General features: G+C 72.6%; 16 protein-coding genes. 9 read left to right on the forward strand and 7 right to left on the reverse strand.

Annotated elements, in window-relative coordinates; translation table 11 throughout:
- The first annotated feature begins 61 nt into the window (after positions 1-61).
- The gene (locus ACFVGW_RS08355; protein WP_385851288.1) at positions 62-655 is read left to right on the forward strand and encodes a winged helix-turn-helix domain-containing protein; all 594 of its coding nucleotides are present in this window, start codon (positions 62-64) and stop codon (positions 653-655) included.
- Here the strand turns inward: ACFVGW_RS08355 and ACFVGW_RS08360 are convergent, their stop codons facing one another.
- Both ACFVGW_RS08360 and ACFVGW_RS08365 read right to left on the reverse strand, forming a co-directional pair.
- The gene (locus ACFVGW_RS08360; RefSeq protein ID WP_385851289.1) at positions 656-2,119 is read right to left on the reverse strand and encodes a PepSY-associated TM helix domain-containing protein; all 1,464 of its coding nucleotides are present in this window, start codon (positions 2,117-2,119) and stop codon (positions 656-658) included.
- Between the two features lie 45 nt (positions 2,120-2,164).
- Complete coding sequence (locus tag ACFVGW_RS08365; protein ID WP_385851290.1) at positions 2,165-2,752, reverse strand: hypothetical protein; 588 nt, start codon at positions 2,750-2,752, stop codon at positions 2,165-2,167.
- Between the two features lie 197 nt (positions 2,753-2,949).
- On the opposite strand from ACFVGW_RS08365, the gene ACFVGW_RS08370 reads away from it, so the two are divergent.
- Both ACFVGW_RS08370 and ACFVGW_RS08375 read left to right on the forward strand, forming a co-directional pair.
- Positions 2,950-3,945, forward strand: coding sequence for an NAD-dependent epimerase/dehydratase family protein (locus ACFVGW_RS08370; protein WP_385851291.1), 996 nt, complete (start codon positions 2,950-2,952; stop codon positions 3,943-3,945).
- Positions 3,946-3,998: 53 nt separating this feature from the next.
- Positions 3,999-5,444, forward strand: coding sequence for a DUF1996 domain-containing protein (locus ACFVGW_RS08375; protein ID WP_385851292.1), 1,446 nt, complete (start codon positions 3,999-4,001; stop codon positions 5,442-5,444).
- Here the strand turns inward: ACFVGW_RS08375 and ACFVGW_RS08380 are convergent.
- A complete protein-coding gene (locus ACFVGW_RS08380; RefSeq protein ID WP_385851293.1) occupies positions 5,441-5,929 on the reverse strand; it encodes a hypothetical protein in 489 nt (162 codons plus the stop codon). The two genes, ACFVGW_RS08375 and ACFVGW_RS08380, sit on opposite strands and share 4 nt — an antisense overlap.
- A gap of 111 nt (positions 5,930-6,040) precedes the next feature.
- Between ACFVGW_RS08380 and ACFVGW_RS08385 the strand changes: the two genes are divergently transcribed.
- From ACFVGW_RS08385 to ACFVGW_RS08400, 4 genes are all read left to right on the forward strand, one after another.
- Positions 6,041-6,841, forward strand: coding sequence for a tyrosine-protein phosphatase (locus ACFVGW_RS08385; protein WP_385851294.1), 801 nt, complete (start codon positions 6,041-6,043; stop codon positions 6,839-6,841).
- A gap of 93 nt (positions 6,842-6,934) precedes the next feature.
- Entirely contained in the window at positions 6,935-8,875 is a 1,941-nt protein-coding gene (locus ACFVGW_RS08390) for a hypothetical protein (RefSeq protein ID WP_385851318.1), read from the forward strand.
- A gap of 72 nt (positions 8,876-8,947) precedes the next feature.
- On the forward strand, positions 8,948-9,832 hold the full coding sequence (locus tag ACFVGW_RS08395; RefSeq protein WP_383228770.1) for a metal-dependent hydrolase: 885 nt from the start codon (positions 8,948-8,950) through the stop codon (positions 9,830-9,832).
- A 2-nt stretch (positions 9,833-9,834) separates the two neighbouring features.
- The gene (locus tag ACFVGW_RS08400; RefSeq protein WP_385851295.1) at positions 9,835-10,881 is read left to right on the forward strand and encodes a PDR/VanB family oxidoreductase; all 1,047 of its coding nucleotides are present in this window, start codon (positions 9,835-9,837) and stop codon (positions 10,879-10,881) included.
- A gap of 34 nt (positions 10,882-10,915) precedes the next feature.
- Here the strand turns inward: ACFVGW_RS08400 and ACFVGW_RS08405 are convergent, their stop codons facing one another.
- On the reverse strand, positions 10,916-11,182 hold the full coding sequence (locus ACFVGW_RS08405; RefSeq protein WP_260226591.1) for a hypothetical protein: 267 nt from the start codon (positions 11,180-11,182) through the stop codon (positions 10,916-10,918).
- A gap of 38 nt (positions 11,183-11,220) precedes the next feature.
- On the opposite strand from ACFVGW_RS08405, the gene ACFVGW_RS08410 reads away from it, so the two are divergent.
- Positions 11,221-11,943 (forward strand): TetR/AcrR family transcriptional regulator, encoded by a 723-nt coding sequence (locus ACFVGW_RS08410; protein WP_352191394.1) that lies wholly within the window; start codon positions 11,221-11,223, stop codon positions 11,941-11,943.
- 63 nt (positions 11,944-12,006) lie between these two features.
- Complete coding sequence (locus ACFVGW_RS08415; protein WP_385851296.1) at positions 12,007-12,525, forward strand: GNAT family N-acetyltransferase; 519 nt, start codon at positions 12,007-12,009, stop codon at positions 12,523-12,525.
- Here the strand turns inward: ACFVGW_RS08415 and pulA are convergent.
- The 3 genes from pulA to ACFVGW_RS08430 all read right to left on the reverse strand — a co-directional run bounded on the left by pulA (position 12,512) and on the right by ACFVGW_RS08430 (position 20,797).
- Entirely contained in the window at positions 12,512-17,833 is a 5,322-nt protein-coding gene (pulA, locus tag ACFVGW_RS08420) for a pullulanase-type alpha-1,6-glucosidase (protein WP_385851319.1), read from the reverse strand. The genes ACFVGW_RS08415 and pulA overlap by 14 nt on opposite strands.
- 118 nt (positions 17,834-17,951) lie before the next feature.
- Positions 17,952-19,655 carry a carbohydrate-binding module family 20 domain-containing protein gene (locus tag ACFVGW_RS08425; protein ID WP_385851297.1) on the reverse strand — a complete coding sequence of 568 codons (1,704 nt, stop codon included), beginning with the start codon at positions 19,653-19,655 and terminating at the stop codon, positions 17,952-17,954.
- 122 nt (positions 19,656-19,777) lie between these two features.
- Entirely contained in the window at positions 19,778-20,797 is a 1,020-nt protein-coding gene (locus ACFVGW_RS08430) for a LacI family DNA-binding transcriptional regulator (RefSeq protein ID WP_352191428.1), read from the reverse strand.
- Between the last annotated feature and the right edge of the window lie 130 nt (positions 20,798-20,927).

Genomic DNA, 20,927 nt, shown 5'->3' on the forward strand with positions numbered 1-20,927 from the left:
CTTCGGCCGACGCGCGAACGACGTCGTACGTCTCCGACTCGCGCGAAAGAGCTGAGCTTTCATGGCCCACACCCAGACCGGCACCGCGTCCCTGACCGCCGTCCGTTCCCACCGCCCCCGGCTTCGGGCCGTCGATCCCGACGAGGTCGTCGACCTCGCGCGGGTCGCGGACTTCCTGCCGCCCGGTGCCACGCTGCTGCCCGCACCACCCCACGCGCTGCCGACGCTGCCCGGACGGCCGCCGATGGTCGGGTACCTCGTGCTGGTGCCCGTCGACCAGCAGCAGCCGCCCGGCCCCGCGTCCGCACCCGGCCTCGCGCCCGCCGCCACCGGCCCCGCGACCGGCCCCGTCAACGGCCTCGCGGCCGGGGACCCGGGACCCGTGACGATCGACGGCGACCGGCGCATCGCGTTCGTGGACGGCCGGCCGCTGGATCTCACGTACCTGGAGTTCGAGCTGCTCGCCCATCTCGTCGCGCACCCCCACCGCGTCCACACCCGCGACCAGCTGGTCACGACGGTCTGGGGGTACGGGCATGTGGGCGACGGGCGGACGGTCGACGTGCATGTGGCGCGGCTGCGCCGCAAGCTGGGCGCCGAACACCGCCACACGATCCAGACCGTGCGGCGGGTCGGCTACAAGTACACGCCCTGATCAGGCCGTTCGGGACCCCTCGGACCTCGCCCGCACCCTGGCCACCAGGGAGAGGGCGAGGTCCACGAGCAGGAACGCCACCAGGCTGAGCCCCAGCATCGGGACGAACCAGCCCACGAGCGCCGTCGCCGCGAGCAGCGGCAGCAGCATGGTCGGCGGGATCTTCCGCCATGCGCCTCGCGCCACCGGACGCCCGGGGCGGCGCAGCCACCACATCCGGTAGCCCCAGACGATCAGCAGGATGAGGGCGAGGGCGAGGACGGCGAGCGCCAGCTGGTTGACCAGGCCGAAGGTCACACCCATGTGCATGTCGATGCCGAAGCGGGTCAGCTGGGCGAGCACCGGGTAGTCGGCGAACCGGAGTTCGTCCATGACCGTGCCGTCGGCCGGGTTCACCGCCACCGAGTCCAGGTGGACCGGGAACTGTGTGTCGGTCTCCTTGACGACGTAGCCCCGGCCCTCGGCGGGCAGGACCACCGACATCCTGCCCTCGATGCCCTTCGCGCGGGCCGCCTCGACCACCGCGTCGATGCCGACGTCCGGGCCCTTGGCGGCCGGCGCCTCATGGCCGGCGCCGTGGCCCGCGTGCTCCGACGAGCCGCCGGCGGCAGCGCCTTCGAGGGTCGCGGAGACGGCCGGGGTGGCTCCGCCGAGCTGGTCCTGGACCGCGCCGATGTTCTCACCCGCGTACCGCGACCAGGTCAGACCGGTGGCGGAGAGCGCGACGAGACCGGCCACCGCCCACAGACCGACCGTGCCGTGCCAGGACAGCGTGCGGCGGCGGGACTTCGGGCCGCGCTCGGGGACGAAGAGGGAGCGGCGGTTCTTCCTGCGGCGGCCGATCCAGAGCAGCAGGCCGCCGAGGGCTATGACCCACAGCCAGCTGGCGGCCAGCTCGCTGTAGTTGCGGCCGAGATCGCCCAGGTGCAGATCGCGGTGGAGTCCGTCGATCCAGGTGCGCAGCGGAAGCGCCCCGGAGCTGCCGTAGCTGGGGAGCTGTCCTCGTACCTCCGCGGTGTACGGGTCGACGAAGACGGCGAGGGACGTGCCCTCCTCGACGTCCGGGTCGGCCATGAGGACACGGGTGGTTGCCCCGTCCTCGGCGGAGGGCCAGACGGCGGTGACGGTGCCGTTGGGGTTCACCTTGGTGGCGGCGTGGACCTGCTGCGAGAGCGGCAGGACCTTGTCCCCGACGGGGACTTCCAGCTCGTGCGCGTAGACGATCTTCTCGGCCTGGAAGGAGAGCGCGTAGAGGAGGCCGCTCGCGGCGGCGATCAGCAGGAAGGGGGCGATGAGGACGCCGGCGTAGAAGTGCAGGCGGAGGACGAGGGGGCGCAGAGCGCTCCAGGTCCCCTGGGAGCCGCCGCTCCCGGCCGCCGGGTCGGGAGTGACGGGTGCCTCGGCAGTGTCGGGAGTGACGGCTGCCTCGGCCGTGTCCGGGCGTGCGGGATCGTCGATGGTCATGACTGTCCTAGGAGTCGGTGTCGACAGGGGGAATCGGCCCCCGGGTCAGACGTGGACTCCGAGGGCTGTGGCGCGGGGAAGGGACAGCCGGGGCGGGCCGCGCCGGGAGAGGGTGTGCGCGAGGACGACGCCGTGCAGCCGGCGGGTGTGCCGGCGCGGGCGTACGGGGTGCGGGAGTTCGGGTACGCGGACGACGGCGAGCAGCAGCCGCAGCGGGGTGAAGGCGAGCGCTCCGACGGTCCGGGCGAGCGCGAAGAGCGCGGCCTCGCCCCTGGCCAGCCAGAGGCCGCAGACGAGGGCGGCGAGGGCGTGGGCGGCGAGCATGCCGGCGGAGGAGTGGCCGGTGGCGCCCTCCATGAGGGAGGCCATGGCCGCCATCGTCGCCGGGTCCATGGTCATGTGCGCCATGGCCGCGTGGTCGGCCGTCGCCATGGGGTCGATCGCCGCGTGGTCCACGGCGCCGCCGCGGCCCTCGCCCGCCGAGAAGATCAGGTGCAGGACCGTCTGAACGGCCGCGAGCCCCCCGGCGATCGCGAACGCGCCGCGACGCCGGCCGCCCGCCAGCCAGGCGAGAGCGCCGGTGACCGCGAAGGCCGCGTACAGCGAACCCGGAGGGGTCGAGTGCGCAGACATGGACGAATGCCCCACAGCAGCCAATGTCACGCACACCGCCGCAAAGAGGGCGGCTCGCAGGGCGCGTATCGGCGAGCGGGCATCCGTCATGATCCGGCCATGGTGACATCCCCTCGCCCGGAGCGGGAGACCCCCTCCCGTTTCACCCGTGGAGGAATCGTTGGGCGATGCCCCGCCCCCCGATGCACAGTCGTGGCATGAGACTTCTGATCTTGGGCGGTACCGAGTTCGTGGGGCGCGCCGTGGCCGAGGCGGCGCTGGCGCGGGGCTGGGAGGTGACGGTCTTCCACCGCGGTCGCCACGAGCCCCCGGCCGGGGCCGTCTCGCTGATCGGCGACCGTACGGCCCCGGGCGGGCTCGCCGCGCTCACCGCGGACGAGAAGGCCTCCTGGGACGCGGTGGTGGACACCTGGTCGGCGGCGCCGTCGGTCGTCCGCGACGCGGCCCGGCTGCTCGCGGACCGCGTGGACCGCTTCGTCTACGTGTCGAGCCGGTCGGTCTACGCCTGGCCGCAGCCGGCGGGTCTGACCGAGGACGGGGCACTGGTCGAGGGCTCGCCGGACGCCGGTGACGTGCCGTACGCCGAGGCCAAGCGGGGCGGCGAGCTGGCGGCCGTCGAGGCGTTCGGCCCGGACCGCACCCTCTTCGTCCGCGCGGGGCTGATCATCGGCCCGTACGAGAACATCGGCCGGCTTCCGTGGTGGCTGGGGCGGATCGCGCGGGGCGGCCCGGTCCTCGCGCCGGGCCCGCGCGCGCTGCCGCTCCAGTACATCGACGTCCGCGACTTCGCCGAGTGGACGGCCGACGCCGCGGCGGTCGGGCTCTCGGGCGCGTACAACCTGGTCTCGCCGCCCGGACACACCACGACCGAGGAGCTGCTCGACGCCTGTGTGCGGGCGACGGGCTCGGACGCCGAACTGCGCTGGGCGGAACCGGAGAAGCTCCTCGCCGCCGGCGTCGAGCCGTGGTCCGACCTGCCGATCTGGATCCCCCCGGGCGAGCTGTACGAGGCGATGCACCGCGCCGATGTCTCCAAGGCGCTCGCGACCGGGCTGCGCTGCCGCCCGGTGACCGAGACGGTCGCGGACACCTGGGCCTGGCTCCGGTCGATCGGCGGCGCGGCCCCGCACCGCGCGGACCGGCCGCCGGTGGGACTCGCCCCGGAGCGGGAGGCGGCCCTCCTGTCGGACTGATGTCCGCCCCGGTTCGGTTGAACGCAGGGGGCCTTCCGTCCGTATGAAGTCCCATGCGACGCACAAGAAAACGTTCGACACGCGCGAAACGAGCGGTGGCCGCCTCCGTCGCCCTGATTCTGGGCGGGGGCGGCCTGATCGCCGCCAATGTCTACGCTTCGGCCGGCCAGGGCTGGGGCAACCAATCGCCGCCGCCGCCCGACCGGCAGAACGCGGTCTCGACGATCGACTGTCCCGACGTCGGCGACGAGCTGACCCAGGTGCCGGAGGCCTCGCGGACCGCGGTGGACCGTGAGCTCGCCACGCTGGACAGTCAGATCACCGTCGCGTACCAGCGCCTCGCCGACAACAAGGAGCGGGTCGAGAGCGACCCGGCCTTCGCCGAGCAGCAGATCCTGACCCCGCTCAGGAACGAGCGGCTCAACATCCTGCAGCGCATCGGCCAGATGACCGGTCAGCAGCTCGACAGCCTCGCGCCGTGCACCCTGCGCGCGGACGACGAGCAGCCGGCGGGCGGGGACAACGGCGGCGGGGACAACGGCGGCGACAACGGCGAGGAGGGGGAGCAGGAGCAACCCGGCGAGGAGGAGCAGGACCAGGGCCAGGCGGGGAACGGGCCCGAGGCCTCGGACTTCGTCGACATCACCACCGTCCAGCCGAACGTGAACCTCCCCCGGCAGCGCCGGGGCGCCTCGCGCGGTTCGTTCGCCACCAACTGCGGCACGAACAAGAACGGCAAGTTCAACCCGGACAACGTGATCGTCGCGCCGGGAGTGAGCAACGGCGCCCACCACATGCACGACTACGTCGGCAACCAGGCCAACGACGCCTTCGCCAGTGACGACGACCTGGCCAGGGGCCGGACCACCTGCCGGAACCAGGGCGACCGTTCGACGTACTACTGGCCCGTGCTGCGCCTGCAGAACGGACAGGCGGAGGCCGACGCGCAGGCGGACGGCGGCGGCAAGGACCAGAACGTCGGCGAGATCCAGACACCCGCCCAGGTCACCCTGAACTTCGTCGGCAGCCCGGTCTCCAAGGTCACCGCGATGCCCCGGTTCCTGCGGATCATCACGGGCGATGCCAAGGCCTTCACCAACGGCGACGCGAACGCCAACGCGTCCTGGTCCTGCACCGGCTTCGAGAACCGCCAGCTGAAGGACAAGTACCCGATCTGCCCCGAGGGCAGCAAGGTCGTGCGGACCTTCCGCTTCCAGAGCTGCTGGGACGGACAGAACACCGACAGCGCCAACCACCGCACCCATGTGGCCTTCGCCGACCCGGCGAGCGGGCGCTGCGGCAACGGCTTCCGGGCCATCCCGCAGCTCGTCCAGCGGATCGTCTACGACGTGCCCCCCGGCCCCGGTTTCGCCGTCGACTCCTTCCCGGAGCAGCTCCACAAGCCGATCACCGACCACGGCGACTTCATCAACGTCTTCGACCAGCGGTTGATGCGGAGGGTGGTGAGCTGCATCAACGAGGGGCGTCGCTGTTCCTAGTGGCCTCCGGACCCGTGTCCTGACCCGTGTTCCGGCCCCTGACCGGAACCGTGTTCCGACCCGTGTCCGGACCCGTCTCCGGAGGACTGCGACGCGTGCGGCGCGTGCGGCTCGGTGGTCTCGACCTGACCACCGAGCCGTTCGCGTACCTGCTTCACCGTGCCGTCGTCGGCGGACACGGTCCACTTGCGGCCGACGAGATACGTACCGCCGTAGTCCTTGGCCTCGTTGAGCCACTCGCGCTGCCCGCGATCGGTCGCGAAGGTGGTCAGGACGTACGCGCCGTCGTCCGTCGCGCACTTGGCCTGACGGAGCTCGGCCGCGTCCGTCTGGAGGTCGGGGGCGCAGCCGGCGCGCTCCGCGATCTGCTCCAGGGTGCCGCTCGCCTCCTCGGGCGCCTCCGCCTGCGAACTGCACCCCGTCACGGCGACCGTCGCCGCCAGAAGGGCCAGGGCCACCGTCGTCGTCGTTCGTCGCGTGCGCATCAACATCCGCCCATCCTGCCCGCCCGGTCGCGCCGAGGTGACCGGAATCCGATCGGTTACGGTTTGGTCTGATACATCCCGAAGACGTACCGATACGGAGGAGTCGACGCCATGCCCGCCATCCCCGCCGCCACCGTCGCCAACCTCCGCGACCTGGGCACGCTCCCCCTCGGTGAGGGACGCAGCGTCCGCTCGGGGCGGCTCTTCCGGTCCGCGCAGCTCGACCGGCTCGATCCTGCGGACCCGGCGGTGGCCGCGCTCGGCATCCGTACCGTCGTCGACTTCCGTACGGCGCAGGAGCGGACGGACCGGCCCGACCGGGTCCCGCCGGACGTGCGGCTGCTCACCGCCGACGTGCTCGCCGACCATCTGGCCGCCAGCGGCCTGCCACCCGCCGCCCGGCTGAAGACCCTGCTCACCAACCCCGTGCTGGCCGATCAGGCGCTCGGCGGAGGCCGGGCCCAGGAGGCCTTCGCCCGGACGTACCGGGCCTTCGTGTCGAGCGACTCCGCCCGCGCCGCCTACCGGATGTTCCTCACCGAGCTCGGCGATCCGCGCGGCGGCCCGCTGCTCTTCCACTGCACGGCGGGCAAGGACCGCACGGGCTGGGCGGCGGCGGTCGTGCTGACCCTGCTCGGCGCGGACGAGAAGACGGTCCTGGCGGAGTACCTGTCGGTCAACCCTGCCGTGCGCCAGGCCTTCGCGCCGATGATCGAGGGGTTCACGGCACAGGGCGGCGACCCGGAGCTGGCGCTGGCCCTGATCGGGGTCGTACCGGAGTACCTGCGGGCGGCGCTGGACGAGGTGGCGGTCCGGCACGGCTCGATGGAGCGGTACGTACGGGACGGGCTCGGCGTCCCCGACGAGGTGACGGCCGTGATCCGCGAGCGCCTGACGGTCCACGAGGCCTGAGCCGCGACGCCCGCCGCTCGGTGGCCCGGGGACCGGCTCCGGCCGCCGCCGGGCGGCCGTCCGCCGGGGTGACCATCGGATGATTCGCTCGTTCTGCTGAATGTGAGCACCCAGGAACTCGCCTCCTTCCCCTTCGGCCCGGTCGATGTCGAACAGGCCGAGGCCGCGCTCGTCGAGCACTACCCGCGGCTGGTCCGGATCGCGTACCTCGTGCTGCCGCCCTCGCTGGGCCGCAACCGGAGGGTGCTGACGGCGCACGCGCTCGTCCAGCGCTCGCTGCCGGGGCGGCGGGCCTCCGGGGCCGGGATCCCCGGGCCGCACTGCTCGGAGGACGCGGTCGACCCCGGGTACGCGTACGTCCGGGTCGAGGTGCTCCGGCAGGCGTTCGTCGCGGGGCTGCCGCTGCGGCGCCGGGCGCTGCCCCGGCGGGCGCAGTTCCCGCCGCTGCTGCCGCACGTATGGGGGCTCCGGCTGTTCCCGCGCGCGGGCGGCGCCGACGAACTGGCCCTGGACCAGCGCCTCTCCGCCCTGACCGGACCGGCGCGGGCGGTGTACGTGCTGCGGTGGCTGGAGCGGCAGGGCGATCCGGAGGTCCTGCGGGTGCTCGCGGCGGCCGGGGTGGCGGAGCCGGACGCGGAGGCGGCGCTCGGGGCGGCCGACGAGGTGGAGGCGGCGCTGGGCATCGGGGCGGCCGGGCTGCTCGACTCGCCCGAGTTCGATCCGTGCTCGCTGCAGGCCCGGCCGACGGATCTGATGCGCCGCCGTCAGCACGGCAGGGCGGCGCTCGCCGCGGCGGCGGCCGTCCTGGTCTGCGGGACGCTGCTCGGGCTGCCCGGCGAGGGCTGGGGGCCCGGCGGCGCCTCCGCGCCCTCGTACGCGCGCAATCCGGCCGTGGAGGCCGCGCTCGACCCGGGGAAGCTGCGCCGCGTCCCCGCCGGGTTCTGGCAGCGCTCGACGCGGACGGACTTCTCGGTCTGGCCGGCGCGGGGCGCCCTGGTGGACGACCGGGCGCTGCTGCGGCGGGCGCTCGCGGTGTGGGCACGGCCCGGCGCCTCGGTGCGGTCCTCGGCGACACCGGGGACGCCGGTGGGGCCGCCGATGGGCTCGCCGCACCTGCTGTACGCGGGCGAGGTGGACGGTTCGCGGGTGGTGCTGTTCCACGACGGGCTGCGGGCGGTGCGGTACGCCGAGCCGTCGGCGGGGACGGCCGGTGCGGCGCTGGACTTCGCCCGGACGGACGGGGCGGACGAGGCCGGCTCCGCGGCCCTGGTGCTCTCCCGTACGACGGCCAACGTCCGTTACGTGACGGCCCCCTGGGTCCGGGAGACGACCGTACGGGACCTGCTGGCTCCGGCGAAGGAGCCGTGGCGGCTCGAACGGGACGCGCACGGCGTCACACAGCCGCTGCTCAGCCCCGCCCAGGCACGGGGGTGCACGGCATGGAACACGCTCCAGGTCCGGGACACGACGGGGGTGCGGCTCCTTGCCGATCTGGGCGAACTGGCGCCCGCCCGGCTGACCTCGGGACCGCCCGGGGCGCCGGCGGACGTGACGGGGAAGGCCGCGCGGTCGCTCTGGGAACGGGCGGCCTGCCGGCTGACGGCGGTCCGCTCGCACGGGGTGCGGTCGGTGAACGCCTGGCCGTTCGCCGAGCAGCGGCTGCCGGAGGACGGGGGCCGGGCGGCCTGGGTGTGTGCCCGCGCGGAGACCTGGCGGGGCACGGGCAGCCGGGTCCTCGCCCAGTTCCAGGGCCCCGCGCCGGGGGTGGCCGCCGCCGTGGTGGCGCAGGCCGAGGAGTCCCCGGCCTGCGGGGTGCGGGAGCCGCGGGTGCTCGCCGGGGTGCTCTGGCAGGCCAGGAGCGGCCGTTGGTACGTCCTGGCGGCGGGGAGCGGGGACGTCGTGTCGCTGCGGACCACGGGCGGGGTGAAGGGCGAGGCGGACGGCCCGCTGCTCGCGGTGCGGACGACGGCCGGTGCCCGTGCCGACCTGGTCGGCACGCTGAGGGACGGAACGCGGGTGAGCGCGTTGCGGTAGCGGTCGTCCGGCCCGGCGAAAACTCGTGCACGACCCTGGTGCGCGTTGCTTACCCCTCAGTACATTGACGGTATGTCTAATACGCAGCCTGCACCGGTGGCGTCGGAGCACATCGAACTCAAGGCCCGCAAGGTCTCCTTCGACTGGGAGGAGACCCCGCTGCACTGGGTTCCCGGCGATCCGTTCACCACCCACACCATCAACGTGCTGCACCTGCTGCTTCCGGCCGGCGAACGATGGTTCGTGCACGTGTACAAGCAGGTGCTCCCGTTCATCACCGACGACCGGCTGCGTGACGACGTCATCGGCTTCATCGGCCAGGAGGCCGTCCACTCCCAGGCGCACGACGACGTGCTCCCGCACCTCAAGAAGCTCGGCCTGGACCCCACGCCGTACACCGCGCAGGTGGACTGGTTCTTCGAGAAGCTGCTCGGGGACCGGACCCTGCCGCCCGGCCGGGCGCGCCGCTGGTGGCTCATGGAGCGGGTCGCGCTCATCGCCGCGATCGAGCACTACACCGCGTTCCTCGGCAACTGGGTCCTCAACGCGGAGGAGCTGGACCGGCGGGGAGCGGATCCGACGATGCTGGACCTGCTGCGATGGCACGGCGCCGAGGAGGTCGAGCACCGCTCCGTCGCCTTCGAACTGTTCATGCACCTCGACGGCGGCTACCGGCGCCGCGCCCGGACCTGGGCCACCGCCTTCACCGCGATGGTCTTCCTCTGGCAGCGCGGCACCCGCTTCTTCATGGAGAACGACCCCACGCTCCTCAACGGCAGGGCGTCGGTCGGCCAGCTCGTCCGCAAGGGCCGGGAGGGCGTACTGCCGTCCACGCCCGATCTGCTCCGGGCGGTCCCGCGCTACCTCAGCCGCGACTACCACCCCTCCCAGGAGGGGAACACGGCCCAGGCCGTCGCCTATCTGGCCAACTCCCCCGGCGCCAACGGAGGCCGCTGACCATGCCCCGTCCGCTCACCGTCGTCCTGATCGCCGGGGCCGCGGTCCTCGCCAAGCGGGCCATGCGCCGCCGGATCAACGCCGCCCCGCTCTGGCCCCTGCCCGCACTCGACGAGCCGGTCTCCGGCCGCGGCCGGCTCGCGACCGTGACCCGGAAGGTCCTGGTCACCGAGCGCACCGAGCCCGCGGAAGGCGTCGTACGGCTCCGGCTCGAAGGCACGGGCCTGCCCGCCTGGCAGCCGGGCGCCCATGTCGACCTGGTGCTGCCGTCCGGGCTCGTACGGCAGTACTCGCTCTGCGGGGACCCTGCCGACACCGACGCGTACACGGTCTCCACCCGTCTCGTCGAGGGGGGCCGGGGCGGCTCGCGCGAGGTGCACGAGCAGCTCCACAAGGGCACGGAGATCGAGATCCGCGGGCCCCGGAACCGCTTCCCGCTGACCGACGCGCCCGCGTACGTCTTCGTCGCGGGAGGCATCGGCATCACCCCCGTCCTGCCGATGCTGCGCGCGGCGGAGGCGGCGGGCGCCGACTGGCGGCTGCTGTACTGCGGGCGCAGCCGCGCCACCCTGCCGTACCTCGACGAGATCGAGAAGCTCGGCTCCCGGGTGACGGTGGTCGCCGAGGACGAGTCGGGGCGCCCCGCACTCGGCTTCCTCGCCGAGGTGCCCGAGGAGACGGCGGTGTACTGCTGCGGCCCGGACGGCCTGATGGACGCCGTGACCGCCGCGATGCCGGCGGGCCGGACGCCGTACCTGGAGCGCTTCTCCCCCGCCGCGGCGGGCGGCGGCCCCTTCGAACTCGAACTGCGCCGCACCGGACGTACGGTGACGGTGGCGGCGGACCAGTCGGTTCTCGCCGCCGTCCGGGGCGCGGTGCCCGGCGTCGCGTACTCCTGCGAGCAGGGCTTCTGCGGCACCTGCCAACAGCGGGTCCTGGAGGGCGAGATCGATCACCGCGACGAGCTGCTCACGGACGCGGAGCGCGGCGACTCGATGCTGATCTGCGTCTCGCGCTGCGCCGGAGAACGGCTGGTTCTCGACCTCTAGGAAGTGTCTTCGGATCAGGCCGGATCAGGCCGGGTCAGGGAAGGATCAGCCAGTCGAAGGCGAGGGCGGCCGCCAGGCCGCCCACCAGGAGCCAGGTGCCCAGCCGCGTACGGCCGTTGCGGGAGAGCTCGATCACGACGCCGCAGAGGATCATGGCCAGCCCGTACACGCCGACGACCAGCACGGACGTACGGCTGGCCAGCCGGATCACCAGGACCGCGGCCATGGCGACCAGCAGCACGGACGCGGCGGCTATCCGCAGTTGGCGGGCCTGCTTCGGGCTCAAACCGTTGGTGCTCATGTCGAGGGAGCGTAACGGACGCCCGTTAGGCTGTTCGCATGACGACCGGGGTACGCCGCAGGATGGGCGTCGAGGAGCGCAAGCAGCAGCTGATCGGGGTGGCCCTTGAGCTGTTCAGCCACCGCTCTCCCGACGAGGTGTCCATCGACGAGATCGCCGCGGCCGCGGGGATCTCGCGGCCGCTGGTCTACCACTACTTCCCCGGCAAGCAGAGTCTGTACGAGGCGGCGCTGCGGCGGGCGGCGGACGAGCTGGCGGCCCGGTTCCTGGAGCCGCCGCAGGGCCCGCTGGGCGCCCGGCTGCTGCGCGTGATGGGCCGGTTCTTCGACTTCGTCGACGATCACGGGCCGGGTTTCGCGGCGCTGATGCGGGGCGGGCCCGCGGTGGGCTCGTCGACGACGAACGCGATGATCGACGAGGTACGGCAGGCCGCGTACGAGCAGATCCTGGCCCACCTGGACGTCGAGCGCCCCTCGGCCCGGCTCGAACTGGTCGTCCGGTCCTGGGTGTCGCTGGCCGAGTCGACGGCGCTGATCTGGCTGGACGGGCGGCGGGTGCCGCGCGCGGAGCTGGAGCTGCAGCTGGTGCACGACTTCGCGGCGCTCGCGGCGGTGAGCGCGGCCTACGACGCCGAGATGGCGGACATCCTGGTCCGCATGCTCGCCGACGAGCCGGCCGACGGTCCGTTCGGCGAGCTCGCCCACCGGCTCATGGCGCTGGTGCCGCGGGTGCCGGCCCAGGGCGGTCAGAGCCCGCGCTAGACGGGGTTCAGGGGTGCGGACCTCGGCGGAGGGAGCCGGACCGGACCCCTTACGGTGATCACCATGGACGCACAAGTGACCTTCCGGCAGGCGGACGACCGCGATCTGGACCGTCTGGTGGGGTTGTTCGACACGGCCGCCGGCTGGATGGTCCGCAACGGGATCGACCAGTGGAAGCCGGGCGACAAGAGCGCGGAGCACTTCCGGGCGCGGATGGCCACCGGAGAGGTATGGCTCATGGCCCGTGACGGCCGGGCCGTGGGGGCGTACGAGCTGTGGTGGGAGGACGAGCCGGCGTGGGGCCCTCAGCCGCCGGTCGCGGGCTACGTCCACCGGCTGATGACCGACCGGGAGGCCGCCCCCGCCGGAGCCGGCCGCACGCTCCTCGCGCACGCGGAGGAGCGGATCGCGGCCGGCGGGAGGGCGGTGGCCCGGCTGGACTGTCTGACGAGCAACCCGCGGCTCCGTACGTACTACGAAGCCGCGGGCTACACGGTCGTCGGCGAGGAACCCGGAAAGGTCGCCGCCGACGGCACGTCCTACGGGGTCACGCTCCTGGAGAAGGCGCTCACCCGGCCCTGAACACCGCGACCGTACGGGCCGGGACGGTGAAGGTGCCCGAACCGGCTTCGTACGAAGCGGACTTGACCACGGTGTCCGAGCCCCCGGCCTGGACCGGGTGGAGGGCGTAGCCCTTCCCGGCCAGGGCGGCGACCCGCTGGGTCTGCCGCTCCGGCGTGGCGTTGAAGACCACGACCAGCCCGCCCAGGCGCATGGTGATCACGCCCGGGGTCTCGCCGGTGCCGGAGAGCGGGAAGGACAGGGCGTCCTGGACCTGCCCGGCGGTGGCGAGGGAGAAGGCGGACTCGGTCGTACGGATCTTCTGCAGATCCCGGTAGGCCGCCGAGGCGCCGTCGATCTCCTTGCAGCCGACGGTGAGGGCCGGGGCGGTCAGCAGCGGCTTTCCGTACCCCCACTTGGCCTTGTTGTCGGCCGCCGGAGGCAGGCCGCGGCCGAAGCCGTTGCCGTCGCCGCAGTTCCAGTGGATCGCGTTGAACCAGTCGCCGCTGTCGTACGAGTTGCGGTCGAGCGACTTGGAGCGCAGCAGGTCCGAGCCCGCCTGGGAGAGCGCGGGGCCCTGCGAGAGCGTCGCCGTCGCCATGGCGAGGACCTGCATCCGGGACCGGTCGGCGGCCGGCGTGCCCGCGGGGAGCTTGAAGGCGAGCGCGTCGTACAGGGTCTCGTTGTCGTGGGCGTCGGCGTAGGCCAGCGCGTCGCCGGGGGCGGCCGCGTAGCCGGCCGGGGAGCCGTTGTAGTCGACCTGGCTGCCCTTGACCGTACGGCCGGAGGTGTCGGTGAAGGAGTAGTCGGCGAGGTTGCCGGACAGACCGACCTTGATCAGGTCCTGGTAGTGCAGGAGCCGGGCCTTCTGCTGCTCCGGGGTGCCGTTGGCGGTCGAGGAGTTGGGGTCGGTGAACAGACCGGAGGCGAAGCCCTGGACGCCCGGGTCCTCGTCGAAGGGGCCGCCGCCGCGGACGGCGTCACGGGCCCGGTCGGAGAAGGTCGCGACGCCCGTGCCGGCCATGTTCTTCTGGGTGGCCTGGACGAAGCGGGAGTCGTCGGCGATCTCGCCGAAGTTCCAGCCCTCGCCGTAGAGCACGATCGCCTTGCCGTCGACGCCGTCCTTGGCGACCGTCAGCGCGTCCAGGGCCTTGCGGACGGCGAGGATGTTCTCCTTCGGGTGGTGGCCCATGAGGTCGAAGCGGAAGCCGTCCACCTTGTACTGCTTGGCCCAGGTGACGAGGGAGTCGACGACGAGCTTGCCCATCATGGCGTTCTCGGGCGCGGTGTTGGCGCAGCAGGTGGAGGTGGCGACGGAGCCGTCGGCCTGCAGCCGCTGGTAGTAGCCGGGCACGACCTTGTCGAGGACGGACTTGTCGGCCTGGCCGCTCGCCACGGTGTGGTTGTAGACGACGTCCATGACGGTGCGCAGTCCGGCGCCGTTGAGCGACTGGACCATCTGCCGGAACTCGACCGTACGGCGGGTGCCTTCGGGGTCGGTGGAGTAGGAGCCCTCGGGGACGGTGTAGTGCAGCGGGTCGTAGCCCCAGTTGTAGGCGTCCTTGGCCGCGGCGGCGGCGACGCAGGCCTGCTGCTCCTCGGAGTCGGGGGCGTAGACCTTGAGGTCGCAGGCCGGCTCGGTCTGCGCGGACTTCTTCTCGGGGATGGTGCCGATGTCGAAGGCCGGGAGCAGATGGACGTAGGACGTGCCGGAGGCGGCGAGCGCCTTCAGGTGCTGCGAGCCCTTGCTGCCGGCGTCGGTGAAGGCGAGGTAGGTGCCCTTGTGGGCGGGGACGGCCGTGGTGTCCGCGATCGAGAAGTCGCGGATGTGGAGCTCCTGGATCTGGGCGTCCCGCAGCGGTACGGCCGCCGGCTTGGCCAGGCTCTTCCAGCCCTTGGGGGCCAGCTTCGGGTCCGCGAGGTCGACGACCAGGCTGCGGGCCGAGTCGGTGGTCAGGGCGGTGGAGTAGGGGTCGGTGACCTTGTTGGTGACGATCTGCCGGACGCTCGGCGCCCAGACCTTGACCACGTAGCGGTACGGCTTGCCCGTCCACGCGCGCGTGCCGGTGACCGACCAGACGCCGGAGGCGTCGTCGCGGCGCATGGGCACGGTCCTGCCGTCGAGTTCGAGCGCGACGGACTGGGCCGTGGGCGCCCAGAGGGACAGGGTGGGGCGGCCGCCCCGGAAGACCGGGCCGAGGTCGGCCCCGGTCGCCTTCGGCGCGTAGAGGTCGTCGAGGACGCCGGCGAGCTGGACGCCCGTGGCCGTCAGGACGGCGCCGTTCGCCGCGTACTGGGCGGCGACGAGCTGCCCCTTGAGCGCCTCGCGGACGCGGTCGCGGTCGCGCGGGTCGACCGTGAAGGCTCCGTACGCCTTCAGGTGCGGGAAGGCGGCCTTCTGGGCGTCGGTCAGCTCGGTGCGGTTCAGGCGCAGCGCCCGGCGGTCGTCGCCGGTGAGCGTCCCGTTCTCGACCGTGATGGAGCCGGCGCGGGAGGAGAGCAGCACGCTGGAGGCGGCGGCGTCGCTGCCGTTCCAGGCGAGGGTGGTCTCGTCGATCCAGATCGCCTGGGCCTTGGCGAGGTCGAGCGCGGCGCCGCTGCCCTTGGGCTGCGGGAGCAGGTACTTCTCCTGGCCGCCGAGCAGCCACACCTCGTGGCCGTCGGCCTTCAGGTCGAGGGACTGGTCGGTGGGCAGGTCCTTCTCGTCGCCCTTGTGGAGGATGTACGAGAGGGAGGTGGCACCGGCCGCGAGCGGAACCTCGTAGACCGCGCCGTAGGCGTCGGTGCGCACCGGCTCCAGCGGCTTGCTCCAGTCGGTGGGGTTCGCGGCGCCGGTCCAGGTGTGCAGGCCCCAGCCGGCGTGGTCGCCGTCGGCGCGCTTGTAGTGCAGGACGGCCTTCGTCGTGTCCTGGGGCGGGTACGCACCCTCGGGCGCGGCGTTCAGTACGGTCGGCCTGCCCTGCTCGATCCAGACCTCGCCGGGCTTGGAGAGGTCGACGGCGCGGTCGGCGTCGGTGTCCTTGACGCCGTCCTTGTTCACGGCGATGAAGCCGACCGATGAGGCGCCGGGCTTGAGCTTGACGTAGGCGAAGGCGCCGTAGGCGTCACGGCCGGTGAAGGGCTTGCCCGCGGGCCATGTGGTGCCCTCGCCGTCGGCGATGTCGCCCCAGGTGTACAGACCCCAGTCGGCGTAGTCGCCGTCGGCGCGCTTGTAGTGGACGATCGCGTAGTCGCGCTGGGTGGCGGTCGGCGGCTGCTCGACGGCCGGGGCTCCGCTGGTGGTCGCGGCGGTCGCGCTCGCGGTGCGGCCGGCGCTGTCGACGACGACCGCCTTGTACCGCAGGGCGGTTCCGGCGGGCGCGGTGATCTTCTGGGTGACCTTGTACGGGGCGTGGTCGGCGGAGCCGAGGACCTGCCACTTTCCGGTGCCGGTCTGGGCGGCGAAGACCACGCGGTTGAGCTGTCCGCCGGTGACGTCGGCGGAGAGCTCGACGGTGCCGGTGGCGCCGGCCTCGGGGGCCTTGAGGGTGATCTCCGGGGTGGCGGCGGGCGCGCCGAGCGGCTTCGCGGCCTTGAGCACGAGGGAGCCGAGAGCCGGGACGGTCACCTTGATCCTGGTGTCGCCGGCGCTGGTGACGCGCGTGTCACCGCCGTGGATCGCGGTGAAGTCCATGCCCGCGGAGCCGGTCGGGATCTCGACGGTCCTCGCCTCGGTGGAGCTGTTGACGGCGACGACGTACTCGCTCCTGGAACGGGCGTCGGTGCGGGAGAAGGCGTACACGGAGCCCTCGGCGTACCGCTGCTCCTGGATGCCGTCGCGGAGCGCCGGGTGCTTCTTCGTGAGCGCGGAGAGCGCGGCGATCTGGCGGTAGAGGGGGTGGGTGGTGTCGTACGCGTCGGTGGCGTGGGTGCGGTCGGTGCCGAGCTGGTCGTCGTCCAGGTAGTCGGCGGTCTTCGACGCGAAGAGGGTCTGGCGGGAGTCCTTGTCGCCGCCGGCGCCGGTGTAGCCCTGCTCGTCGCCGTAGTAGACGACGGGGTTGCCGCGGGTGAGGAACATCAGCTCGTTCGCGAGCCGGTAGCGCTGGAGGAGTTCGGCGTCGCCGGCCTTCGGGTTGTCCTGCTGGAGGAAGGTGCCGAAGCGGCCCATGTCGTGGTTGCCGAGGAAGGGCACCGACTCGTAGGCGTTGGCCTTGTCGGTGGTGTAGCGGTAGTCCTGGCCGAAGAGGCCCGCCAGCTTCTCCGCCGTACCGCCCTGGGAGGCGAAGGCGCGGGCGGCGTCCTGGAAGGGGAAGTCGAGGGTGGCGTCGAGGCGGCCCTCGGTCACGTACGGCGCGGTGATCGCCGGGTCGGCGGAGTAGACCTCGCCGAACATGAAGAAGTCGTCGCGGCCGCGCTTCGCGGCGTACTCGTCGAGGGCGGTGGCCCACTGGGTCCAGAACGCGGTGTCGACGTGCTTGACGGTGTCGATGCGGAAGCCGTCGATGTCGAAGTCGCGGACCCAGCGCTGGTAGATCTTCTCCATGCCCTCGACGACCTCGGGACGCTCGGTCCACAGGTCGTCCAGGCCGACGAAGTCGCCGTACTGGGAGGACTCGCCGGCGAAGGTCGAATCGCCCCGGTTGTGGTACATCGTCGGGTCGTTGAGCCAGGACGGGACCTTGAGGTTCCTCTTCTCGGCGGGGACGACGGGGGTGCGGGGGAAGGAGTCCGTGTCGACGCGCGGGAACGTTCCGTCTGCTGCGGCGGCGCGGTCGTCGAAGGGGACGCCGTCCTTCGTCAGGTACGGGAAGGCGCCCTTGGAGAGGTAGTTGTAGCTCTTCTCCTTGTAGTCGACGACGTCGGCGGTGTGGTTGGTGATGACGTCGAAGAAGACCTTCATGCCCTTGGCATGGGCCTGGTCGATCAGCCTCTCCAGGTCGGCGTTGGTGCCGAAGTGGGGGTCGACCTGGGTGAAGTCGGTGATCCAGTAGCCGTGATAGCCGGCGCTCGCGTCCTTGCCGGTGCCCTGGACGGGCTGGTTCTTGAAGATCGGCGCCATCCAGATGGCGGTGGTGCCGAGGCCCTTGATGTAGTCGAGCTTCTTGGTGAGTCCCTTGAGGTCACCGCCCTGGTAGAAGCCCTTGTCGGCGGGGTCGAACCCGGTGTCGAGCCGGGTGCCGGTGAGCCCGCCGCGGTCGTTGGAGGGGTCTCCGTTGGCGAACCGGTCGGGCAGCACGAAGTAGAACTGCTCGCGCGTGAGGTCGTGCCGCGCGGGCTGCGCGGCGAGCGCCCGGTCGGACGGCGGGGGCGGTGGCGGCGGCGCGGCCGCGGCCGGGAGGGCGGGCACCATCGCCGCGCACAGGGCGACGGCCACGGCGGCCGCCGTTCTCTTGCGTATCACGGGGGTTCTCCCTGGAGGTACGGGAAGGGGGGCCGCCCCGGCGGGGCGGCCCTGAGGAGAGGGGCGATCAGCTGCGGAAGGTGTCGTTCAGGACGATCTGGCCGGAGGCGGGGACCGTCGCGGTGCGGTTGGCGCCGGACTCCCAGGTCACGTTGCCCGCCGCGTCCTTGCGGACGTACTTGTACTCGAAGGCGGTGCCGGCCGGCAGGGCGACGGCGAGCTTCCAGACCGGGTACGAGGCCGGGTCCAGCTTCAGGGCCGCGGACGGGGACCAGTTGCCCAGCTCCGCGCGGTTGCCGGTCACGTAGATGTTCTGGCCGACGACGGTGGTGGCGTTGACGTTGAAGGCGGCTCCGGAGCTCGCGGGCGGCGGGGTCGTCGTACCGCCGCCGCAGGTCTTCGCGTTCACGTGCAGCGCCAGCGCCGTGTTCGATGCCAGCGTGGCCGTGAACTGGCCCGCCGCGTTCACCGTCACCGGCGTGTTCGACTGCACGTCGCAGTACGTGCCGGCCGGCAGCCCCGTCTGGAAGGTGCGGGTCAGCGACGAGCCCTCGTGGTTGAGGGCGACGTAGGCCTTGTCCCCCCGGCCGAACGCGATCGCGTTGTTGCCGTTGTCCCACCAGTTGCCGACCGCCGTGCCGCGCGCGGCGTTGCGGAAGCCCACCATGGAGGCGATCTCGCGCCACGCGTGCTGGCACTTCCAGCCGTCGCTGTAACAGGCGTTGACCTGGCCGCCGTTCGGGGCGCCCGCGTCCTTGTCGGACCACTCGTAGCCGGAGTGGACGTCCGGGGAGCCGTAGGGCCAGGCCAGCATGAAGACGCTCGCCAGGGTGTAGGCGGCGCCGTTCTTGTAGTTGAGGGTGTCGCCGCCGCGCTCGGTGTCGTGGTTGTCGACGAAGACGCCGGCGGCGCCGGAGGACATGTAGCCCCAGGACTCGCCGAAGTTGTTCAGGTAGGCGAGCTTCTCCGAGCCGAAGATCCGCTTGAGGTCCCGCGCGTAGCGGAATTCCTGCACGTCCCCGTTGCCCAGGTACTCGCTCGGGGAGACCGCCTCGCCGGCCCCGTATATCGCCTCCTGCTTCCAGTAGACGCCCGGGTCGGTCAGCCGCGACTTGATGTTCGCGAGGTCCGCGGCCGGCATGTGCTTGGCCGCGTCGACCCGGAAGCCGTCCACGCCGAGGGAGAGCAGGTCGTTCATGTAACCGGCGATGCGACCGCGGACGTAGTCCTCGCCGGTGTCGAGGTCGGGCAGCTGGACCAGTTCGCAGTTCTGGACGTTGCCCCGGTCCTGGTAGTTCGAGATCGTGGACCGGCAGTCGTCCATGTCGGCGCCCGAGTACAGCCCCGGGTAGTCGTACTTGGAGAACGAGGTCCCGCCCGTCCCCGTGCCCGACGCGTTCGCCATGTGGTTGATGACGGTGTCGGCGACGACCTTCACGCCCGCCGCGTGACAGGTGTCGACCATGGTCTTGAAGGCGGTGCGGTCGCCGAGCGGGCCGGCGATCTTGTAACTGACGGGCTGGTAGGCGGTCCACCAGGTCGAGCCCTGGATCCGCTCCTGGGGCGGCGACACCTGCACGTAGCCGTAACCGGCCGGACCGAGCTGGTCCGTGCAGGCCTTGGCCACCGAGGCGAACTTCCACTCGAACATCACCGCGGTGACGTCCTTGGGGCCGGGTGCCGCCGCCTCGGCCGGGGCGGGCGGCGCCGTGACGGCCACAGCGGCTCCCGCCACGAGGGCGAGTGCAGCGGCCACGGTCTTTCTGGCCATGATTCCTCCTGACGACGTCCCTGTCGCAAGAAGTTGCCGAAAATGACAGCAACTGTTTTCAGCCGTGACCGTACGAGTGCCCCGAGCCCCGGTCAACCCTTGGGACCCCTCAATGCAGGGAGTTACGCAAGGAGTTGCAGCGAGGTCCCGGCCGGCGGCTGCGCCGTGGAGCCCCGGACCACCAGCTCCGGCTGGAAGACGAACTCCGTGCGCTGCACGGGGTTCCCCTCCACCTCCTCCAGGAGCGCCCCCACCGCCGCCGTCGCCATCGCCTGCACGGGCTGGCGCACGGTGGTCAGCGGCGGGTCGGTGAACGCGATCAGCGGCGAGTCGTCGAAGCCGACGACCGACACGTCACCGGGCACGTCGAGGCCCCGGGCGCGCACCGCGCGGATCGCGCCGAGCGCCATCAGGTCGGAGCCGCAGACGATCCCGGTGCAGCCCTGGTCGAGCAGGATGTCGGCCGCCGCGTGTCCGCCCTCGACGCCGAACAGCGTGGGACGGACGTACCGTTCGGCCTCCGCGCGCTCCATCCCCAGGAGCTGGTGCAGCTCGGCGGCGAAGCCCTCCGCCTTGCGGCGCGAGGGCACGTAACGGGTGGGACCGATCGCCAGACCGATCCGCTCGTGGCCCAGCTCGACCAGGTGCCGCACGGCCATCCGCGCGGCCGCCCGGTCGTCGGGCGAGACGAAGTTGGCGTCGATCCGCTCGTTGAAGCCGTTGATGAGGACGAACGGGACGCCCCGCGCGGCGAGTCGGACGTACCGCTCCGGATCGGCGGAGGCGTCCGCGTGCAGCCCGGAGAGGAAGATGATGCCGGTGACTCCGCGCTCCTCCAGCTGCTCGACCAGCTCGTCCTCGGTGGCGCCGCCCGGCATCTGGGTGCAGAGCACCGGGGTGTAGCCGTGCCCGGCCAGGACCTGCTCGATGACCTGCGCGAACGCGGGGAAGATCGGGTTGGTCAGCTCCGGCACGAGCAGGCCGACCAGGCCCGCGCTGCGCCGTTTCAGCCGTACGGGACGCTCGTAGCCGAGCACGTCCAGCGCGGCCAGGACGCGGTGCCGGGTCCCGCCGGCCACGCCCGCCTTGCCGTTGAGGACCCGGCTGACCGTGGCCTCGCTGACCCCGGACTGGGCCGCGATGTCCGCGAGCCGCGGGGGGGCGGGGCCCGCGCCCCCCCGCCCGGGGGGGGGGGCCCCCCCCCCCCCCCCGGGGGGGGGGGGGGGGGCGCCCCCCCCCCCCCCCCCGGGGGGCCCCCCCCCGGGGGGGGAA

The organism is Streptomyces sp. NPDC127129, assembly GCF_042671585.1.
Classification (GTDB): Bacteria; Actinomycetota; Actinomycetes; order Streptomycetales; family Streptomycetaceae; genus Streptomyces.